At 66.9% G+C, this 19,626-nt stretch carries 21 protein-coding genes; 17 read left to right on the top strand and 4 right to left on the bottom strand.

Going from position 1 to position 19,626, the window contains the following annotated elements:
- Window positions 1-207 precede the first annotated feature (207 nt).
- The 9 genes from AB0H56_RS17130 (at window position 208) to AB0H56_RS17170 (ending at window position 6,788) form a co-directional block, all read left to right on the top strand.
- The gene (locus AB0H56_RS17130) at window positions 208-783 is read left to right on the top strand and encodes a hypothetical protein (protein WP_357163666.1); all 576 of its coding nucleotides are present in this window, start codon (window positions 208-210) and stop codon (window positions 781-783) included.
- Window positions 784-1,109: 326 nt separating this feature from the next.
- Window positions 1,110-2,108 (top strand): hypothetical protein, encoded by a 999-nt coding sequence (locus tag AB0H56_RS17135; protein WP_357163668.1) that lies wholly within the window; start codon window positions 1,110-1,112, stop codon window positions 2,106-2,108.
- Between the two features lie 38 nt (window positions 2,109-2,146).
- On the top strand, window positions 2,147-2,887 hold the full coding sequence (locus AB0H56_RS17140) for a hypothetical protein (RefSeq protein WP_357163671.1): 741 nt from the start codon (window positions 2,147-2,149) through the stop codon (window positions 2,885-2,887).
- A gap of 90 nt (window positions 2,888-2,977) precedes the next feature.
- Window positions 2,978-4,228, top strand: a complete 1,251-nt coding sequence (locus AB0H56_RS17145; RefSeq protein WP_357163674.1) for a hypothetical protein — start codon at window positions 2,978-2,980, stop codon at window positions 4,226-4,228.
- Window positions 4,216-4,986, top strand: a complete 771-nt coding sequence (locus AB0H56_RS17150; RefSeq protein ID WP_357163677.1) for a class II glutamine amidotransferase — start codon at window positions 4,216-4,218, stop codon at window positions 4,984-4,986. Before AB0H56_RS17145 ends, AB0H56_RS17150 begins: the two co-directional genes overlap by 13 nt.
- 47 nt (window positions 4,987-5,033) lie before the next feature.
- Complete coding sequence (locus AB0H56_RS17155; RefSeq protein WP_357163680.1) at window positions 5,034-5,369, top strand: hypothetical protein; 336 nt, start codon at window positions 5,034-5,036, stop codon at window positions 5,367-5,369.
- A complete protein-coding gene (locus AB0H56_RS17160) occupies window positions 5,366-5,845 on the top strand; it encodes a hypothetical protein (RefSeq protein ID WP_357163683.1) in 480 nt (159 codons plus the stop codon). The genes AB0H56_RS17155 and AB0H56_RS17160 overlap by 4 nt, the downstream gene beginning before the upstream one ends.
- On the top strand, window positions 5,842-6,177 hold the full coding sequence (locus AB0H56_RS17165; RefSeq protein WP_357163686.1) for a hypothetical protein: 336 nt from the start codon (window positions 5,842-5,844) through the stop codon (window positions 6,175-6,177). The genes AB0H56_RS17160 and AB0H56_RS17165 overlap by 4 nt, the downstream gene beginning before the upstream one ends.
- A 101-nt stretch (window positions 6,178-6,278) precedes the next feature.
- Window positions 6,279-6,788 carry a hypothetical protein gene (locus AB0H56_RS17170; protein ID WP_357163689.1) on the top strand — a complete coding sequence of 170 codons (510 nt, stop codon included), beginning with the start codon at window positions 6,279-6,281 and terminating at the stop codon, window positions 6,786-6,788.
- 332 nt (window positions 6,789-7,120) lie between these two features.
- Here the strand turns inward: AB0H56_RS17170 and AB0H56_RS17175 are convergent, their stop codons facing one another.
- The 3 genes from AB0H56_RS17175 to AB0H56_RS17185 all read right to left on the bottom strand — a co-directional run bounded on the left by AB0H56_RS17175 (window position 7,121) and on the right by AB0H56_RS17185 (window position 9,393).
- Complete coding sequence (locus AB0H56_RS17175) at window positions 7,121-8,347, bottom strand: SMI1/KNR4 family protein (RefSeq protein ID WP_357163691.1); 1,227 nt, start codon at window positions 8,345-8,347, stop codon at window positions 7,121-7,123.
- Between the two features lie 242 nt (window positions 8,348-8,589).
- Window positions 8,590-8,781, bottom strand: coding sequence for a DUF1508 domain-containing protein (locus tag AB0H56_RS17180; protein WP_357163694.1), 192 nt, complete (start codon window positions 8,779-8,781; stop codon window positions 8,590-8,592).
- A gap of 381 nt (window positions 8,782-9,162) precedes the next feature.
- Window positions 9,163-9,393: a hypothetical protein gene (locus tag AB0H56_RS17185; protein WP_357163697.1), complete on the bottom strand. Its 231-nt coding sequence runs from the start codon at window positions 9,391-9,393 to the stop codon at window positions 9,163-9,165.
- A gap of 534 nt (window positions 9,394-9,927) precedes the next feature.
- Here AB0H56_RS17185 and AB0H56_RS17190 point away from each other — a divergent pair.
- On the top strand, window positions 9,928-11,037 hold the full coding sequence (locus AB0H56_RS17190; RefSeq protein WP_357163700.1) for a hypothetical protein: 1,110 nt from the start codon (window positions 9,928-9,930) through the stop codon (window positions 11,035-11,037).
- The gene (locus tag AB0H56_RS17195) at window positions 11,034-11,441 is read left to right on the top strand and encodes a hypothetical protein (RefSeq protein WP_357163703.1); all 408 of its coding nucleotides are present in this window, start codon (window positions 11,034-11,036) and stop codon (window positions 11,439-11,441) included. Before AB0H56_RS17190 ends, AB0H56_RS17195 begins: the two co-directional genes overlap by 4 nt.
- A gap of 168 nt (window positions 11,442-11,609) precedes the next feature.
- Here the strand turns inward: AB0H56_RS17195 and ligD are convergent, their stop codons facing one another.
- Window positions 11,610-12,569, bottom strand: a complete 960-nt coding sequence (ligD, locus tag AB0H56_RS17200) for a non-homologous end-joining DNA ligase (protein ID WP_357163706.1) — start codon at window positions 12,567-12,569, stop codon at window positions 11,610-11,612.
- A 131-nt stretch (window positions 12,570-12,700) separates the two neighbouring features.
- On the opposite strand from ligD, the gene AB0H56_RS17205 reads away from it, so the two are divergent.
- The 6 genes from AB0H56_RS17205 (at window position 12,701) to AB0H56_RS17230 (ending at window position 19,495) form a co-directional block, all read left to right on the top strand.
- The gene (locus tag AB0H56_RS17205) at window positions 12,701-12,949 is read left to right on the top strand and encodes a hypothetical protein (protein ID WP_357163708.1); all 249 of its coding nucleotides are present in this window, start codon (window positions 12,701-12,703) and stop codon (window positions 12,947-12,949) included.
- Between the two features lie 80 nt (window positions 12,950-13,029).
- Window positions 13,030-14,796, top strand: a complete 1,767-nt coding sequence (locus tag AB0H56_RS17210; RefSeq protein ID WP_357163711.1) for a ParB N-terminal domain-containing protein — start codon at window positions 13,030-13,032, stop codon at window positions 14,794-14,796.
- Between the two features lie 136 nt (window positions 14,797-14,932).
- Window positions 14,933-16,042: a DUF4192 domain-containing protein gene (locus AB0H56_RS17215; protein ID WP_357163714.1), complete on the top strand. Its 1,110-nt coding sequence runs from the start codon at window positions 14,933-14,935 to the stop codon at window positions 16,040-16,042.
- A 78-nt stretch (window positions 16,043-16,120) separates the two neighbouring features.
- Entirely contained in the window at window positions 16,121-16,693 is a 573-nt protein-coding gene (locus tag AB0H56_RS17220) for a single-stranded DNA-binding protein (RefSeq protein WP_357163717.1), read from the top strand.
- Between the two features lie 712 nt (window positions 16,694-17,405).
- Window positions 17,406-19,037, top strand: coding sequence for a hypothetical protein (locus tag AB0H56_RS17225; protein WP_357163720.1), 1,632 nt, complete (start codon window positions 17,406-17,408; stop codon window positions 19,035-19,037).
- 194 nt (window positions 19,038-19,231) lie between these two features.
- Window positions 19,232-19,495 carry a hypothetical protein gene (locus tag AB0H56_RS17230; protein WP_357163723.1) on the top strand — a complete coding sequence of 88 codons (264 nt, stop codon included), beginning with the start codon at window positions 19,232-19,234 and terminating at the stop codon, window positions 19,493-19,495.
- Window positions 19,496-19,626 lie beyond the last annotated feature (131 nt).

Consider the following 19,626-nt stretch of genomic DNA (forward strand, 5'->3'; position numbering starts at 1 on the left):
CCAGCAGCTCTTCCGCCTGCCAGCCTACGCCGCAGACTCGGGCCCTCGCCAGCATCGTGACGGCACATGTCAGCGCTGCACCGTCTTTCACAAACGACGACGGTTCCACTTCCGCGCGCCGCCCCGGCCCTCCGCAATACCTGGCGGTCCGCGCTTTGTGTTCCGCCCCAACCGTTCTCGCCCGCACAGTTTCGAAGAAGGAGACCGATGACCGCCGAGCTCACCAAATTCGAACCGATTCTCCGTGAGATCGCTGGATCGGAGTTCACCACGACCCTCCTCGCGACGCTCAGGCAGCAGGATTGGGCCGAGGACGAGATCGGTCGCGCGCAGCAGGCTCACCCCGACGTCGCTGACGTGTTGCATCACAGCTTTTCGCTGTTGACCGCGACCGAGGAACGCATGGCCACCGAGTTCGTCTATCGGGCACACGCCCGAGAGCTGCTGGAGCGGGTCGCGACCGGTGTGTCGACCAAGCCGGGGACCTCGGTCGAGGTCGTGCTGTCACTGCTGCGCGCGAGCTTGGTGACGCCGTTGAATACCACTGCGTTCGGCCTGTACGCGCGGATGTGGCGTCTCGCCGGACTCCCTGACGTCGACGGTTTGGACGAGGATGTGGGCGAGCACTACGGGGCGATCGACGCCAGCCGGATCGATGAGTTCGAGGCGATCGCCCGGCGCAAGCTCGCCCAGTCTTCCCCTGTGCTGACGCTGGTTACCTGCGAGGGCCGTCATCTCGGCGAACTGGTCGACTGTCGTCTGGCGACTGCACGCGCCGCCTGACCTCTCGGCTGTTCGCCCGGCCACGTTTTCGTCCTGTCTTACACGCCGCATCCCGGTTATCGGGTGCGGCGTTCGTCGTTTTTCGGAAGGGGTTGTTCGCTGTGCCCGATCTCGATCTTCCTGACCCGTGCGGGGTCTGCCGATCCCGCGAACCCGGTATACGCCTGCCGATCGACGCCGGAATCGTCTGCCACGAATGCGCCCAAACCTGCGCGCAGTGCTACCGCTGCGGGACACGCTCGCTCGCCCTCACCGACACCGCCATCGGGCGGCGCCTGTGTTCGGACTGTGCGACCGGACTGCACCCGTGTGTGTCCTGCACGGAAGTGACCTTCACCGGCCTACGGACCGATGCCGGTGGTTTCGTCTGCGGGATCTGCGCGCACCAGTTGTTCGATCAATGCTTCCGGTGCGAGCGGTTCACCCGCCACAGCCGCTACGTCGTCGGCAACCACCGCGCCTGCCCGGCGTGCGCCCAGGAGCTGCACTCGTGCCCGGACTGCGGCACGCTGTTGGCGGGACGTCGCGGGTGTGATCGGTGCGCTGACCGGCACACGTTGTGGAACTACAGCTACCGGCCCGACCCGATCTTCCATGGCACCGGCCGGTTGTTCCTCGGATTGGAACTGGAAGTCGTTGTGCCCGAAGACTGTTTGGGGGTAGCGATAGATACTGCCACCGACGCACTCGGGTCGCTCGGGTATCTCAAGCGTGATTCCTCGATCCGGCCCATGGGTTTCGAGATCGTGTGCCACCCGATGACCTACCAGTACGCCCTGACCGGGTTCCCGTGGCAGGTCCTGCACCAGCTCTCCCGGATGGGATGTCAGACCGGCGCCGGAGTCGGGTTGCACGTGCATGCCTCCCGGGCCGGGTTCACCGGGCCCGCCCACATTTTCCGGTGGATGAAACTGATCTACCGCAACTCCGACCAGGTCTCGCGGTTGGCGCGACGTACCAGCCGCTACGCCCCGTTCGAGCTCGATACCCGCTCTCGGGTCAAGGACCTGGCCAAAGGCGCTCGCCACGCGGTCGGGTTGCCGCGGTACCAGGCGATCAACCCCCACCCGCGCGACACCTTGGAATTGCGGGTATTCGCCAGCACTCTCGACCCCGGCCAGGTGCAGGCGGCGTTGGCGTTCACCGAGTCCTCCATCGCCTACACCTCCGACCTCACCGTCGCCCAGATCCGCGCCGGCGGCTGGGACTGGGAGCAGTTCACCGACTGGCTGACCCACCGCCTCGAATACGCGCCCCTGGTGGCCGAACTGGCTCGTCTGACCGACCTCATCGATGAACAGGAGGACGTGCTGTGTGCCTCTTGACCTTCATCCCCGCCTCCGTCGCCCCGGATCCAGCCGCATTGAGGCATGGCGCCGAGGCGAATCCACACGGGCACGGGTTCGCCGTCATCGCCGGGCCCACGATCGTGACCGGGCACGGCATGAATGCCGAGGAAGTGATCGATCTGTTCGCCCGGGTTCGTGCCCAGCATCCGCGGGGTCCGGCGTTGTTTCATTCCCGCTACGCCACCCACGGCATCCGCACCATCGACAACTGCCACCCCTTCCTCCTCGGCCACGACAAACGAACCGTGTTGGCGCACAACGGTGTCCTACCCAAACGCGTGCACCCGGGCCCGTATGACTGGCGATCCGACACCCGCATCGCCGCCGAGGACTACCTCCCCGGCCAGCCGTTCGGGTCGATCGACACCCACCAGGGGTTTCGTGGACTCGAATCCTGGCTGGCGTCATCCAAGCTGCTCATCCTCACCGTCGACCCGGGCTTCGACCAGCAGGTGTATCTGCTCAACGAGTCGAAAGGCCACTGGGACAACGGGATCTGGTATTCGAACTTGAGTCACCTGCCCTGGTCGCAGCGGTACACCACGTATCGCCGGTCGGTGTGCCGTAGTTGTGAGGCCGTCGACGTGCACCGGGTGAGCCGGTACTGCACCACCTGCGGGTGGTGCTTCGCGTGTGAGAACCGGTTCCCGCACTGCGAATGCCGCCGACCGCGACCCCGCTCGACGCGCCACCGTGCCTCCAGCCGGCCGGTGCCGCTGCCCGCGGCCAAACCGCCGCCCGCCCCGAGTCCCTGACGAGTCGGCCTCGCCCGCAACTCGCCACCGCCTGCCACTGAGCCTGCACCCGTCGGTGCGGGCTTTCGTCGTTTCCAGGGAAGGAATTCCATGCCCACCGCTGTCCTGGTCGACCTCGCCGAATGCGAAACCTGTTCAGCCCACCGCCCTACGGCGGAACTCGTCGAGACCGCCGAGAACGAACACCTCTGCTCCGGCTGTGTCGCCGCCCTCGACCTGTGCGAGAGGTGCGAACTCCCCGCCCGCGACACCGCGCTGACCACCGCGGACGACTACTGGTGCGCTGGTTGCCGAGCCCACCGCACCCTGTGTGCCGACTGCGACCGCTACGCGCCCTACATCGTGGCGGTCCTCTCCGGCGGTGACGTGTGCGAGTCCTGCGCCGAGGCCTACACCGCCTGCGACGACTGCGACGCGCGCACCACCGATTCCTACACCGTCGACGGTTTCCGGGCGGTGTGTGAGGACTGTCGCGAGGACTACACGCGATGCCGCGGGTGCCGCACTCTGATCCGCGGCCGCGAGGACTACTGCGAGGACTGCGCCCAGCCCGACGATTCACGCGTCCACGACTCCGACTACACCCCACGCCCGATCTTCCACGGGCACGGCCCGCTGTTCCTGGGCCTGGAACTCGAACTCCGCACCACCATCCACGGCTACAACGACTCGGTCACGACCGCGAACAACGAACTCGACGGCGTGGGCTATCTCAAACACGACGGGTCGATCAGCTGCGGATTCGAAGTCGTCACCCACCCGATGAGCTTCGACTACGCGATCAACGAGTTCCCCTGGTCTGTGCTCGGCAGGTTGCGGCTGCTCGGTTGCTACACCGATGACGAGGTCGGCATCCACGTCCATGTGTCGCGGGCCGGGTTCGACTCCCCCGCCCACATCTACCGGTGGCTCAAACTCGTCTACCGCAACGAAACCCACGTCACCGCACTGGCGCGGCGCCGCGACTCGCAATGGGCCAGCTTCGACCCCGACATCCGCGACATAGCCAAACACCTCGCGCACGGCGGCCACGGGTGGGGTCGCTATCACGCCATCAACCCGCGACCCGCGCACACCTTCGAGCTACGGGTCTTCGCTAGCTCACTGCAGCGTCAACAGGTGCAAGCCGCGCTCGGCTTCGCCCACGCCACCGTCGAATACACCCGCACCCTGCGCGCCCACGACGTCGTCGCCGGCCACGGCTGGGAATGGGCCACCTTCACCGACTGGGTCGCCGAACACCCGGAATACGCGGCGCTCACTGCAGAACTCGCCGCGCTGACACCGACCGACACGCGTGAGCCCAGCAGCAACCTGGAGGACCTCGCATGTGCATCCTGACCGTCATCAAACCCGGCATCCTCGCCGACTACGAAGCCCTCGCTGCCGGCGCCGTCGCGAACCCGCACGGGCACGGGTGGGCCGTGCACGCAGGGGACCGGCTCATCGTCGGCCACGGCCTAGACCCACAGACCACGATCACCGAATTCGCCCACGCCCGAACATCGTTCCCGGACGGGCCGGCGCTGTTCCATTCCCGCTTCGCCACCCACGGTGACCACACCACCGCCAACTGTCACCCCTTCGCCATCGGGGGCGACAAGCGAAGCGTGCTGGCCCACAACGGGATCCTGCCCGAGCACGTCCACCCCCTCCCAGGTGACGACCGATCCGATACCCGCATCGCGGCCGAGGACTTCCTACCCCGAAGCCCGTTCGGGTCGCTGGATTCCTGGGCCGGACGCGAGCGGTTCGAACGGTGGCTGGGCACCGACAAAGCCGCCATCCTCACCGTCGACCCCGCCTACAAACACCCCGCCTACATCTTCAATGAACACCGCGGGCACTGGCGCGACGGCTCGTGGTACTCAAACCACACCTACGAGCTGGGCCGATACCCGGCCGGCGCCAGCTACGACTACGAGTTCTACGACGGGTTCTGCGACAACTGCGGGGCAGAGTACGACAACCCCGCCGGCCCCCACTGCCCGAGTTGCGGCTTCTGCGAAGCGTGCCTGAATCCCTACCCGCGCTGCCGCTGCGCCTGCCCTGACGAGGCCGACCGCTACGCCGACCTCCTCCAACTCGAAACCGCCTGAGCGCCTTTCGTACTCCGGCTGGAAGCCTTCCTGAGAGGACACCCTCGATGACCTATCCGCTGACCGTTCCCCCCTTGCGCCACAGGGTGCGCGCCGCCCTGAACCAGTTGCGTGGCATCGGCCCTGTCGCCGACCCGGTGACCGGTTCGGTCGCCTCGACCATGGTGGTGGCCGCGCTCCACGAGGCCCGCCACAACAACCTGACCGTCACCGTCCGCACCCGCGGCGGGCACCTGCTGGCCCGGTTGAGCGTGGACACTGTCGGCGCCCGTCATGCCAGCCTGAGCACTGATGCCGGCGAGCAGGTGATCATGCCGCTGCGGTTCATCGAATCCGTCCAACACCTGCGCCCCACCAGCAACGGCGACCGGGGGTTGCTGTGAACGCCACCGTGGTCGGGGCGGCCGAGCCGTCGCGCTGGACCGCGCGCCTGCTCCCGATCCCCCGGCCCGCGCGTGAGGTGTTGGTCATCGGCTGGCACGCCGCATTCGCCGACACGCCCGCCGCGGGGACACCGATCGCGGTGTTCCCCCACACCGAGATCATCGCCGATCACCTGCCGGTGATGGCGTTGGTGCGGATCGAACACGCCACCGCGATCGACACCATCACACCCGACGGCACCCGCGAAACCCGCTGGGGCACCGACCCGTTCGGGATCGCCAAGTCCGAGATCAGCTGGCGGCTGGTCCCCGCCCGCCTCGCCGAGGACCGGTGGGTGATCGCGCCCGGGTGGTGGGCCGCGGGCGGGGAGGAAGCCGTGCTGCCGACCTCGGTCACCGAACACGCCCTCGGCGCACCGACCGTGGTGCCTGTCTACGACCACGACCCCCACACCGGCACACGCTGGACATCGTGATCACCCACGTCGGAGAACTCACCGCCTGGCTGCAAGCCCAGATCCCCGACCTCGACGAAAACCACTACGAGCCGTGGAACACCGGCACCCCGACCACCACCAGCCTGGTCTCGCTGATCCACCTGCGCGTGCAAGCACCCTTCGCCCCCGACCAGGCCGCCACCGTCGTCCTCGTGGCCCACCGTTGCGCGGCCGAGGCCACCAGGCCCAACACTGAACCTCCAGATTCGAGGCCCCCATGTCCGCCGCCCCCGGCTCCCGACCGCCCGCGGCCGAGCGTGTTCCGATCCCCGCGCGCCTGGCGACTGCACCGATCTCGTCAGGACTCGTAGTCCCCCACATCACCCTCGCCCACCGCGACCGCACTCGCCCGGCATGGGGAAACATCGACCCACACCGGCTCGCAGAAGTGTTGCACCACAAACGATGTCAGGTGTGCGGGGAAGGACTCGACGACACCCTGGTGCTGATGATCCGCCCCTCCGACTACCTCCGCGGCGTCGCCGTCGAACCTGGCTTGCACCCGGAGTGCGCCTGGTACAGCCGCCGCGCCTGTGTGATGCTGGCCGGGCACGTCGACCGCTACAACCCCGTCGGCAACGCCCCGCTCAACCGGTGCGACGACCCCCTGTGCCGCTGCCGATACTGGGCTCCCGACGAGAACACCACGCCGGGGCGGGAGGGCAAACCGGCCGAAGCCTGGTACGAGGCCTGGATCCGGCTCCACGACTACGACGTCTTCACCGTCCCCGCCGACGAATCCGGGCCCGCAGCGACCGGTATCGCGCTGCGCGGGTTGCGATTCCTTCGGTTGCGTAAGGTCCGTGACCCGGCACCGAACTCCGGCGATTCCCAGCCGGTGGACTTGCTCGCAGCGCACATCGCCGCCCGCACACTCTGGGAAACCCTCAGCCTCGCCGATGAACCCGAGACGCCCGAGTAGCCAGTGACGCGGCGTACTCGTCGTGCGCCGGACTCGCGGGCCGACCGCTCGCCGGTCCGGGAGATGATCGGCGCTCACCATATCCACATGTTGTGGATACCTCTGTGGACAACCACAACAGGAGCCGTCCTCCACCCTTCGCCGACAGAAGCGGAGCATGACGCCGCCACCGCACGCGATGCTCACGAGCACGCCTCGGTGCAGGGTCTCAAAATTCGCGACATGCGGCAGCGCTGTGACCAGCTGTTCTTCTGGTTGTCTCACACCATGGCCAGCTCTGGTTATCTCCGTTCGATGGCATTTCTTCGCCTGTCCGCATCAGCTGCCCGAGTTCAGGGGTGCGGCGGCGCCGCAGAGAACGTCCAGTGCAGTCCGGTGTGGTCGAGTGTGGGTTGGTACTGGGCGTTGAAGGGGACACCGGTGGCGATGCTGTTGGTGAGGTCGGCGAGCATGGCGCTCAGCGAGGCCCAGGTGGGTGGGTAGCCGTCGGCGGTATCTTTGCCGAATTCGGTGATACAGCCTTGTAGCGGGCCGGGCCGGGTGTCGCAGATGAGCATGGTGCCGTCGCGTTCGGCGATCGGAATGAAATGGGGTATGAACTGCCCGACTTCGGAACTGGCTGGTGCTTGTGCGTTGTCGTTGGATGTTCGACCGTTCCCGAACTCAGGGTCCTCGGCGGCGAGATCGGCCCAGATTTCGCACTGCATGGCATGGACGTCGACCACCTGGTCGAGACCGAGCAGCGTCATGCCTGGCAGCAGGTCGGCGGACCCGCCGCCGTCGTGCAAGGAGAACCATTCACGCAGTTCGGCGGGCCACTCGACACCTGTGCGTTGCTCGGCGTCGTCCGCGGCCTGCGGGCGCGCGGCGGGGTGGACCAAATGCACCCACGCGTCGGGGCTGCTGCCCGCCACGATCGTGTCGTGCAACCGCGCCCACTGCTCTGCCACCGAGGTGGCGGCGGTGGCCGAGGCCGGCGGTCGGATCGTGGGCAATTCGGGCACGGCGGGCGTTGTGGTCAGCGCAAAGTCCGGGTCGGGGTGCCGACCGCGATTGGACAGGCGGCGCTCATACTCATCCACACCGAAGGCGTCGTCGTGCTTGATCCTGGTAAGGGGGATTCGCTCAGTGGTGGGCCACAACTGGATCGCGATCGCCACATCGTTTCGGTCACGGTCCCGGCCGCGAGCACTGACCCTGATCCGGTGCAACCCGCTGGGTAACGGCAGGAGTTGATCGAGTTCGGGTGGCCGGATGGGTGACAACGTGGTCCGGGTCAGCATTGGCGAGGCGCCGAGTTCAATCACCCCTTCCTCGACCGTCTCCCACTCGTCGAGCTCGAGCATGTCCGGCTCGACAGCACTCGACCCGAACCCGAGCCGGATGAATCCGTGCGTCCAGCCCACCCATATCTGGGCGTTCTCGTTGCCTTTGAAATCCCGCGTGATTCCAAGCAACGCCCCCGCTGCCGCAGGATCGGTCATCGGTGGCCGCCCGTACTCGGCGGGCTCGATGTAGAGCGCGGCCTCGCTGAGTTCGATGGTCTGCCACTGCAACACGGTAGTTCCGTTCTCGACGTTACGGTTGGTCGTTTGCGGTCCATGCTGCGGACCACTGGCTCGGCTCCATCCCTTTGTGTAGCCCACGGCTAAAGGGCACATCGTCCGATCCCGGCTTTTCGACGGCGCTGACGTCGTAGCCGTAGCCGTGCTCGGACACTCTCGAAGTTCGACTGTGCCCTGTCCCCCGGCAACGACTGAGCCCTTACCGGCATCCAGTCAGGGCTCAGTGCTTCGGATAGTTACCCCGCGCCCTCGGTGAGGTCGACGATCGTGGCCCCGGCCGCATTGCTCTGCACCGAGGCGATCCCCTTCTTGGCCGCGTCTTTGCTCGCGTAGCTCTGACTCTGGGCGATTACTTCGCCATTGCCCGCCTTGAGCCTCCACCGGACTTTGTCCGCGGCATCGGTGAACAGTTCGAACTTGCCTGCCATGACTCCCTCGTTCCACCTCGAGAACGTGCCTGACAACTCCCGAGGGTAAACCTCCATATGCCACCGACCCGCAAGAACACGCAGCACAACCGCAACCGGCCCCACCGAGGCGAACGGGTTCACAAGCCGCGATACCACAGCGCAGCACCACCGACCGGACACCAGCGGACACCCCCATCGCCGCGGGAACCACGCACCGGCCTGTCGCGTCGATGCTGAGAAGGCGGAGACAGTCGAGGGAGTGGAAGTGGTTGACGATGTGATTGCCGATGTGGTTGCCGAAGTCGACGGTGACCCACGGCGGCGCGCCCCAGGAGACGGTTTCGGGGTCGGTACGTTGCCAGGTGTCGCAGCCGTGGCGGTCGCAGTGCACGGCCATGCTTATGCGGGCCGCCATTCGCTGTCGCTGCGCTGCCACAGGCGCCGGATTTCCCGCATGCGTTTTTTGATGGGCAGCGGGTGGAAGTCCGCGTCGCACCACCAATGCGGGCAACGGGCCTGGTTGACGTTGCGGTCGTAGACCGAAGGCTCTTTGCTGAGCTGCCAGTCAACAAGTTCGTCGATGACGTCCACAATGTCGCAGTCCGGGGTCACATACTCATTCTCGAGCACCCGTCAAACCGGTCTTAAGGGTTGGCCGCGCGGACCCGCGCGCCCGTGGAGAGGCCCTACTTACGGCGCGGCTTCACACCACGCTTGGCCGGTTCGACCCCATTCTCACGCGCCAGCTTCCGCAAATACCCGGACGTGAACGGGGACGATTCCGCCACATCGTTCGGATTCTCACCGTCACGCAATTCGGTTAATGCGGCGTCGAGAACATCCTGTTTCCCCTTTTCGGTTTGGTCATTTAGGCGCAGGTATTTTCGGGTTGCCTTTTCAGCAAGCCCAGTGCTTCCGTCACGGGAGGAATCGTATCCGTCCGCGCTTCTACCAGATCGCACCTCAAACGACAATTCGACACTCTATATCGAATTATGAATTCGATATAGAGTGTCGAAATATCGAGGCGTGGTTGCCGCCCTGAACTGCAGTTGGACAGGACTGCCGTCGCTCCGACACGTAGGTCGGCACACACTTACTGCACCCTAGCCGCCCTTGGAAATCTCGGCGCGCCGCGCACGCAGGCCCGGTACCTTTGTGGTTGTGAACAAGGTCCAGCTCGAGATCCGAGTGAACGAGCTCGTCAACCACGTTGTCGCTGGCGGCAAGATTGAAGACGACCATGTCGAAGCCAAACGTGAGTGGCCCAAAGAGGACAAGGCCGGCCAACTTGGCGGCATGGCGAACAAGGCTGGCGGTCAGCCCATCCTGTGGATCGTGGGGCTGTGCGAGGGTTCCCACCGCGTTGTCGACCTGGGCGACACGGATCCAGCCAGCTGGTGGCAGGGCATGCGCGGCGGTTTCGCATTCGACGTCGCCCCGGCACTCTCCCACTTCGGGTTCATGACCCAACACGGGTGGGTTGTGGCACTTCTATTCGAGACGGACCAGGCACCGTACTTGGTGAAGCTGCCCAAGGTCCCGAAGGATCCGAACAACCCCGCCGTAGGATTTCGATGGGCTACCAACGCTGTGCCGTGGAGGGAGGGAACAAGCGTCCGAGCTGCGACCCGAGCGGAGTTGCTGTCGATCCTCGCCCCGGCCGCAACCGTCCCGAAGCTGGATCTTGTACGCGGGCATGCCGACTTATATGAGCGCAAGGAGGCCACTGTAGGGGGCGACCCCACAGCAAAGGTCGCTGTCAATGTTGAGATGCTGATCGATACCGCGCCGGGTGACCACGTCCTGTTCCCGAATCACCGACACAGCGTCACAGTGGTTGCCCCCGGCGGCCAGCGATTCGACTGTGGCGAGATCACCTTCAGGACGTCTGCGCAATCCGTTCCGCAACAGATTTCGCCCCCAGGGGTGAGGACTGTTTTTCGCCCTCAGATGATCAAAGCGATCAATGAGTACGGAGCGACGGATCAGCCGTATGGGTTGATTGTCCGCGCCCCCGATGTCGTGATGTTGCACGCGGAACTGAGTTTCCAGACCACTGACTGGTTGCCGCTTCTCACCGCGCCATGGATAGACTTGGTTGTCCGGCTTCCAATCGGATCTTCGACGCGAGCCTCAGTGCTGAATACTCGGCTAACCAGCTACGTCAAACTCCGCGCAGGTGCCCCGTCTGGTATGAAGCACACGAACGCTTGGAGTGCTGCCGTACGGGAGAACGAGGTACGTGTCGACACTGGAGAGTCCGAGCAGTGAAGTCGTTGACGTGGACGCCCACTCATCTGGTGTTCGAGCATTTCGATCAGAATCCACGGTGGAAGGCCAAACAGTCACCGGTCAGTGTCCCAATCGGCGACATCGAGCGGGTCGACCTCTTACCGATGGCCACGTCGAGATCGCGGCACTGGTGCCGGATCATCATTCGCGGCAGGCAGACACCGCCTGATCCGATCGACGACCTGTGCTCGTTCACCTACGACGGGCGAAGGGACGCACAGAAGATTGCCGACATGCAGACCCGCATCGCCCGCGGCGTCGTGCAGGCTCCCCTGGGATTCCCTGGGGCTGCTCCGATGACTGCGGAGCAAGCGCTGCGGGTGTCGGCCGAGCTGGGGCGGCGTCCGGGATGGGTCTCGAACCTCCTGTTTCCCCGCGAATAGGTGGCTGCCGTCACCTTGGCCAGGATTTGGTGGGCGACCAAGAACGAGGGACCAGCCGCTTACACTAGCCGGACCAGTACCGCCGTGAGCAGGACCGGAAGCAACCGCGAATTGCCGGCGGAATGCAAGCCCTGACCGGCAATCACCGATCGTCGCTACGTCGTTCTGTCACGGTCTTCCTTCGGGCGTTTCGACGTCATCGAGGTCTTTGTCCAGCCGAAGCCCCCGCCAGGACGGGTGGCGTAGCCGGCCGTCGCCGGTCCATTCGGTGAACGCCACTTCCCCGACCACGTGCGGTTCGAGCCACACCACACCGGCAGGGGGCGATCCGAATCCGGAGAACGGTGGATCAGCGCGTCGCAACGGCGCCAGCCGTTCGTGGAGGTCTGCGAGCATCCCGGCGGTGAACCCGGTTCCTACGCTGCCCGCGTATTCGAGGTTGCCGCGGTCGTCGGGGACCGCGACCAGCAGCGACCCAATCTTCCCGGCCCGTCGGCCCGTCCCAGTTTTCCAGCCGATGACCACCACCTCCTCATGAGTCACGTTCTTGACCTTCGTCCAGGCGGGACTGCGTTGCCCGGACAGATACCAGCTGTCACGCCGTTTACAAACGATTCCCTCGGCCCCGAGCGCCTGCGACGCGGCCAGGGCCTCGGCGCCCGGGCCGGGCAGTAGGCCAGGGATTCGCCAATGCGGTCCGGCCAGCCCGGTGAGTTCGAGCAGTTCGCGCCGTTGGGTGTAGGGCAGCCCGGCCAGGTACCGGTCGCCGATGTGAAGCAGGTCGAAGATCATGAACGTCGCCGGTGAGGTCTGGGCCAGGGTTGCGATGGTGACCGGGTTGCGCTGATGCATCCGCGGGGCCAACGCCCGGAACGAGGACCGGCCCGCGATTTCGACGACGATCTCACCGTCGACGACGAAACCGGGTTCGGCCGGAGCGAGCCCCACCAGTTCGGGCCAGGCCGCGGTGATGTCGTTGCCGTTGCGCGATTCCAACCGCAACCGCTCATCGACGTAGGCCAGTGCCCGGATCCCATCGTGGCTGAGCTCGAACGCCCACCGGTCCTCATCAACCGGCAGCGCCCCCGCGGCGGCCAGCATCGGCCCGTACCTCGGCAACCCACTCACCGGCTCCTCGCCATCACCGCACCCCTTCCAACCACCCGACGCCAGCAAACATCCAGCGTAACCCTGAGCTGGGCAGTCGTCGGGCACCGCGCACACCACACCAAGAACACCGCCACTGACAGGAGCCCCGAATGAGCACAACCTCCCCCACGATCGACGCGCCCGCCGTGGAGTCGATCTCACGGTCCGAGTTCGCCGGACGCGAGCACCTCGGAACCGCCGGACCCGTCACCGTCCTCGTCAACAATCCGGTGATCGAGTCCTGGCGTGAGCAGTTCCGGGGCTGGCGAGGCCGGTACTGGACCTACCGCCCCGATGAGTCCGGGGCGCTGGGGCTGTACCCGCTCAACGTCGCCCGCCGCTCCCGCACCACCCGCTGACCCTCGTTCACTGTCACGGCACGCGCCACCGGCTTCAGCTGGTGGTCTCGCCATTGCCGTCCTCTACGTAAGGAGTTTTCGTGCCCGCCACCACTCTCGAGCCCGACACTTCGGTTGACCTGGAGCAGGAGCCCTCGCCCGGCGTCGACCCATCCATCGCCGTGCTCGCGCCGCTGCCCGCGCCCGCCGAGGCGGTGAGCATGGACCCCGCTGATCTGGTCATCGGCCACAACGTGCGTCCCGAAGACCAGATCGATCTCGAGGCCCACCCGAAAGAGGTCGAGTCGATCCGGCGGTTCGGGGTGCGTGATCCGATCCTGGCCCAGCGCGGCCCCGATGGACACGTCGTGGTCGTCGACGGGCAGGTGCGGGCGTTGATCGCTCGTACTCTCGGCCTCGCGAAAGTGCCGGTCTACATCGAAGCCACCGAACGCCCGATCGACGACCCGCAACGGTTGATCGATCGGGCGTTGGATCAGATCAACCTCAACGACCGGCGCATCGAGCTGACCGATTCCGCGCGCGCCGCCGGAGTCTCCTACATGCTCGACCTCGGCGCCACCGCCACCCGCATCGCCGAGGGCTTGCAAATCGACACCGCGCGGGTTCGCAAGGCCGGGAAGATCGGCCGATCGAGCACTGCCCGGAACCTGTTGGACACCAGTCAATTCAGTCTCGACCAACTCGAGGTGATCGCCGGATACGAACAACTCGGCGACCACGCCGCGGTGGAGAAGTTGTCGTCGGTGCGGTGGAACTTCGACTACGAAGCCGAACTCATCGCCGCCGACCGCCGGCGCCGCCGGGACCGGCTCGCCGCGGCCCTGCCGTATGCCGCGGCCGGGCACCCGGTCCTCGCAGTGGACTCGGTCGCCGTCGACCACGACGCCTATATCCCCGCCGAGGACCTCGTCGATGCTGACGCCGAGCCGGTCAGTTCCGAGATGATCGATGCCGACCCACGACAGTGGGCGGTGGCGATGGATCTGGTCGAGGACGCCGAACTGTTCGACCCGGACACCGAGGAGATCATCGACCCGGACACCGTCGATTTCGACGCCGACGACCCCGACACCGAACCCGCCGAAGGGCTGCGCAGCGTCGCCGGGCTGGTGTACCGGGACGTGTGGATGCCCAGCTTCTTTCTGCCCGCCGACCAGCTCGACACCGCTGGGCTGCACCGCCGAGACCACGACAACAGCGGCGGCCGACCCGATGACGACGATGGTCGCGATCTTGCCCGGGTCGCTGCCGAGCATGCGGCTGCCGAGAGCAACCGCAGACGTGAGGAGCGGCGCCGGGTGATCGAGCTGAACAAGCGCGGCGCCGCCGCGAAGAAGCGGCGACTGGAATTCCTGACCCGTGTCCTCGCGTTGCGGACCCCACCACCGGGCAGCGCCGAGTTCGTCGCGACCTCACTGGCACGCGACACCACCCTGCTCGGCGGAACCCGCGCCCGGACACTGGCATTGACCCTGTTCCACGCTGACACCACCGCGGACCTGACCCAGACCGCGTCGGCCGCGACGGCAGGGCGGGCGCGGGTGATCACGCTCGGGCTCGTGCTCGCCGCCCACGAATCAACCCTCGACAAAGACTGCTGGCGCACTCACTCCTGGCAGGGCAACACCGTCGCCGGCTACCTGCAGTTCCTCGCCGCGGTCGGTGAACACCTCGCCGCTCGCGGGCGCGGCAACGACCAGTCCGAACAGTTCCGCCTCGTCGACGTCGAACTCGCCGCGACCGGCGACCTCGATCCCGACACCATCGACCTCGCCCCCACCTCCGAGGACGATGCCGAAGTGGCCGCGAAAGACACCGAAGTCGAGTTCGCCTCCGCTGCCTGAGGACTCCCGCGTGAGCGCGGTCCGGGTCGAAGGGGACGAACCCGACCGCGCGACCACCGTGCCGCACGACGGTCCCGCAGACTCGCCACGACCAGAATCCGTTCTCGCGCACCGCTACTCCGAAAGGACGCCAGTTGTGAATGCCAGCCACGTCTCCCCCGGCTCCACCACGACCAGCGGTGCCGACGGTTCCGATACACCGGTGCGGGTGGACACCGTCGGCGCGCTCATCGCTGCGCTGCCCGCCATGCTCGGCTTCGTCCCCACCCAGTCGCTGGTCGTGGCGATCGCCACCGCGTCACCACGCAGCGCTCGCCCCGGCTCGTTGGCACTAGGTGAAGTGATCCGCCTCGACCTCGACGCCGCGGCCGATCCGGCACACGCCACCGAGGTCGTCGAGCTCATCGAATCAGCATGCCGGGCTCAGGAATCCACGCAGATCTTCGCGGTCATTATCGACGACCGGCCCGCCGCCGACCAGACCGCCCGCCACGCCCTCGCGACCCTGCACCAGACGACGGTTCGGGTGCGGCGCGCCTGGCTGGTGCCCACCGTCTCTACCGGCGCCACCTTCCACGATCTCCTCGAACCCGGCCACCACGGGCTCGTGGACGACCCACACAGTTCCCCGGTCACCCTCGCACGGCTGCTCGACGGCCACCAGGTCCACCAGTCCCGCACCGACCTGGAAGACCTGATCGCGGTCGACCCGTTCACCTGCGCGCGGATCGCAACGCTGCTCGAATCCGCAACCCGACGCTTTCACGACGAACTCGACGCCGCCACGGCCGCCGGTGAATCCCAGGCCTACCGGCGGGCAGTCGCCGAAACCGTTCTCGCGCACATCGTCGACGCCCACCCCGACCCGTTGGCCCCGCAGGAACTGGCGACGGTCGCGATCGCATTGACCGACACTGTCATCCGCGACGTCATGCTCGGTCTGACCGGCACCCCGTACGGCGCGCCCGCACAGGTGCTGTGGCTGCAACTCGCGCGCGCGACGACCGGCCGGGCCCGCGCGAGCGCGGCGACGTTGTGCGCCGTCGACGCCTACTGCCGCGGCGACGGCGTCTTCGCCGGGATCTGCCTGCAGGCCGCCCACCGCGCGGACCCGACCTCCGCGTTGACTGTCACGCTCCTCAACTCCCTGACCGCCAGTGGGCCGCCTGAGCAGATCAGAAAGCTCGCTGAGCAAGCCCGCACGGTCACGACACAACTCGGTATCGACCTCGACCTGACCGGCTGATACCGCGGCCCGTCAGTACAGCGACCCGATCGAAAACACCACCGATCTCTGCGTTCTCGACGATAGAAAGGACCGACCATGCCCGGCGAGACAACACTGCCGTTGATAGGCAATCTGGCTTCCGACATCGAACTGAATTTCACCCCGGCCGGCGTCGCGGTAGCCAACTTCACCGTCGCTTCCACACCGCGCGTCTTCGACCGCACCACTGGACAGTGGCGCGACGGAGACGCGTTGTTCCTGCGGTGCAATCTGTGGCGAGAGGCGGCCGAGAACGCCGCGGAGTCGCTTACCAAGGGCGCGCGCGTCCTGGTGATGGGGAAGCTCAAACAGCGCAGCTACGAAACCCGCGACGGCGACAAACGCACCGTCTACGAGATCGAAGTCGACGAGATCGGGCCCAGCTTGCGATTCGCCCGCGCCAAAGTCACCCGCGCCCTCGACCGATCGCGAAGCGGCAACCGGAGCAACGGGTTCGGCCAGCCCGACACCACGAACCGCGCCGCCCGCTCGGACAACGCCCCCACCACAGCAGGTAGCAGCGACGGTCAGCGAGCAGACTGGGGCGTCGAACCCGCCGGCGAGCGTGAGCAGTGGGAGACGTCAGTGCTCGCCGGGGTCGGGGCAGGCTTCGGCGAGTCGTCGTTGTGACCACACCGCTATGAGGAAATGGTCGATGCCAAGGCTTCTGAGCAGGACTGAGGGGATTTGCGACTAGCACTGAACTCGTCACGCTAAGTGTGTCTGTGGGCCGGAGCCGCGGTCGTTGTGACGACCCGGGCTTAACGGAAGCACATTCCGCGCCCGCGCACGGGTGGATCGTGCGGGCCGGGGTGAAGGGATGGGGTGGCCCCAGCCCTTCGAGGGCTACCACGCCATCGGATGCCAGGCTACGGGCCCGACGGAAACGAACTCCCCACGCCGCCAGCCGCGCCCACCTGTTGTGGGCCGAGCCCGTACTCGCCGGTGCCGGAGTCTTTCGACAACCACCGTATTGACTCAGCCTGACTTCTGGGCTGGGTGGGGAACGGGGTCGAGGGTGGTGGGTCGGGGCACCGTGCTGGGGTGGGCCCAGCCGCTCGAGGGCTACCAGGCCATCGTGCGCCACGCCCACGGGCCCGCGCCCGGCGGAAACGAACCCCCCGCGCCCGTCCCAGCGTTGACCGGCGGTCCGGTGATGCGCGCGGGGAATTCGCCCCCGCACGCAGGTGGCGCGTTCCCGCCGTCGTGTCGCCCGCTGTCCTGGCGAACAGCCCTCGGCTGGGCCCACCCCAGCCCGGCACCCCTATTTCGCGAAAGGCGTGGCAGTTCCAGCGCACCAGGGTGCCGCACCATCCTCGCCATCCCAGTCAGGAGAACAGCTGTGTCCGTTCACGCATCCACCCTCTCCCCCACGACCGCCCTCACCACGCACAGTTCCGAGCCCGGCCTCGACTGGCACGCACTCGCTGTGTGTCCCTCCGACGGCTCCGGTGCCGAGCCACCATCAGAAGAGGCTGACACCGAAACATCGGTGGCGGTGCCAGATACGCGGTCGTTCCTGGATGCGATCGAAGCGGTCGAGCTCACCTTCGACACCGACCGCAAAGCCGCGATCACCATGTTCCGTCCCGCGCTGGAATTGGCCACCGACGCCGACTGGGACGTCCTGGATTTCATGGTCGAGTGCTTCACCCTCTACCCGCGCGAGTCCGCGCTGCTGCGCCTGCGCGCCCGCTGGTCCTCCGGTGACGAACTCGAACGGGAACGGTTGGTGCGGTTGGTCCCTGATACCGACCCCGGCCTGCACTGCCACGACGACCACGCCTTGGCCCAGCTCATCGAAACCCGCGCCAGAACCAATCGCACCAGCGTGGGCGAGGAGTTCGCGAAGTTTCAGGTCCAGCTCGCCGCGGCGGACATGCCCCGCCAATCCATCCGGACCTGGCGCAACCCGATGCCGCGCCTGAGCATGCCCGCCTCCCGCCGCATCGACGCCGCCCGCCTACGGCCCGAGCAGATCCGGGCCCGCGTCCTCGCGCGCGGCAAGCGCCGCTCCGCCGAACCCGAACCAGTCGAGGTCGCCACCTATGTGCGGGAAGGCTTGTTCGTCGACACCGAAGTCGTCGAACAAGCCCGCCTGCGCCAACGCTGGGCCGAACTGATCGCCCGCGGGGTAACCCTCACCACCGGTGCCCCGCGAGGGTGGACACCGCGCTACCCCGGTGAACGAGCACCACTGCCCGCCGACCTGGCCGAGGCGATGTGGGATCACCAGTACTGCGTGCACGTCGCCGACCAACACGACCACGAACGCGCCCTCGCCGGTGAAACGACCAAGTCCCCCGAATACTCCCACACTTGGGCCGCCGAACGGACCGGGCTGCGCTCCCGCGCCGACCGCCGCGAGGGATTCGCGTTCGCGGGCAACGGTCTCGACGACTTCACCACCGCGATGACCCCCGTCGCCGGATGGCGGTGCGTGTCCTGCTTCGTCGAACGCCCCACCACCGACCAACGCCCCCTCCACATCCGCGACGGGGTTCTGCGCAACGACGACGGACTGTGCGACTACTGCCGCGGCGAAGGACGCACGGGTCTGCCCGCCCTACCTGACGGATTCACCGCCGCCAATCTCGCCATCGCCTACTGCACGTACTTCACCGACCACTACCGTGACGCGGCCTCAGCGCTGATCCTCGAAGTTCGCCGCCGCGCACCCGAATGGCTCGTCTGGATCCTCGACCAGTTCCTGATGGCACACCCCGACCTGCCCGACGTCCCCGCCTTCGACGACGACGGCCACCTCATCACCCACCAACCCGCCACGAGCACTTCCGTCGCTTCGCCGCGCCGACCCACCCGTCCCACGTTGCCGCCCGGACAGCGTCCCGGCCGGTGCGAGGGCTGCACCCGCTACACCCCGGTTCACGACGACGGGTTCTGCACTCAGTGCCGGGTCCACCTCGGCCTGCACATCCCCACACCGCGCGATCGTCAACTCGTCGCGGCCTGACCACCCCACAGCACGTAGTCCGCTGGGGCACCGCCACATCCGGGGTGCCCCAGCCCTGTGCTTCACCTCGAGGAGACCCGCCAGTGTTTCACCGCGCCCGCTACGCCCACGCTCGCCGCCGGTTCCTCCGTCAACAGCGGCGCCGCGCCGCACAGGTGATGATCACCGTCCACCTCGCGACCGATCCTCGCTCGATGATCCACGGTCACCGACCCGGTGACCCGTACCTGTTGGCCGATCGGTTCCTGCTCGACCGTCTCGGCGATGTCGACGACTTCGCCGTCCTCGACCGGGTCTTCGCCGCACTAAACGATCACCCGCACCCCGCCGACGTCGAGCACACGCGCCGCTGGTACCGACACCGCCACCGATCCCTGTCAGTCGGCGACATCGTCACCATCGACCACCGCCGCTACGCCTGCACACCCTGGTCATGGGACGCGCTCCCGGCCGACTGATCGAACGCGCGTCCGGCGGCGAGGTGGGGACCACCCGCACTCCACCCGGTTGATCCCCACCCGACGCCCCCACCTCACCCGCTTCTACGGGCCATCGCGGCACCCAGCCCACCCCTACCCGCCGCCGCACA

The organism is Nocardia sp. NPDC050717, from assembly GCF_040654275.1.
Taxonomy (GTDB): domain Bacteria; phylum Actinomycetota; class Actinomycetes; order Mycobacteriales; family Mycobacteriaceae; genus Nocardia.

What these genes read in the sequence shown, in the direction of transcription:
- AB0H56_RS17145 (WP_357163674.1), top strand. Translation starts at nt 2,978, where the DNA reads ATGCCCACCGCTGTCCTGGTCGACCTCGCCGAATGCGAAACCTGTTCA.
- AB0H56_RS17220 (WP_357163717.1), top strand. Translation starts at nt 16,121, where the DNA reads ATGCCCGGCGAGACAACACTGCCGTTGATAGGCAATCTGGCTTCCGAC.
- AB0H56_RS17205 (WP_357163708.1), top strand. Translation starts at nt 12,701, where the DNA reads ATGAGCACAACCTCCCCCACGATCGACGCGCCCGCCGTGGAGTCGATC.
- AB0H56_RS17180 (WP_357163694.1), bottom strand. Translation starts at nt 8,781, where the DNA reads ATGGCAGGCAAGTTCGAACTGTTCACCGATGCCGCGGACAAAGTCCGG.
- AB0H56_RS17230 (WP_357163723.1), top strand. Translation starts at nt 19,232, where the DNA reads ATGATCCACGGTCACCGACCCGGTGACCCGTACCTGTTGGCCGATCGG.
- AB0H56_RS17150 (WP_357163677.1), top strand. Translation starts at nt 4,216, where the DNA reads ATGTGCATCCTGACCGTCATCAAACCCGGCATCCTCGCCGACTACGAA.
- AB0H56_RS17155 (WP_357163680.1), top strand. Translation starts at nt 5,034, where the DNA reads ATGACCTATCCGCTGACCGTTCCCCCCTTGCGCCACAGGGTGCGCGCC.
- AB0H56_RS17130 (WP_357163666.1), top strand. Translation starts at nt 208, where the DNA reads ATGACCGCCGAGCTCACCAAATTCGAACCGATTCTCCGTGAGATCGCT.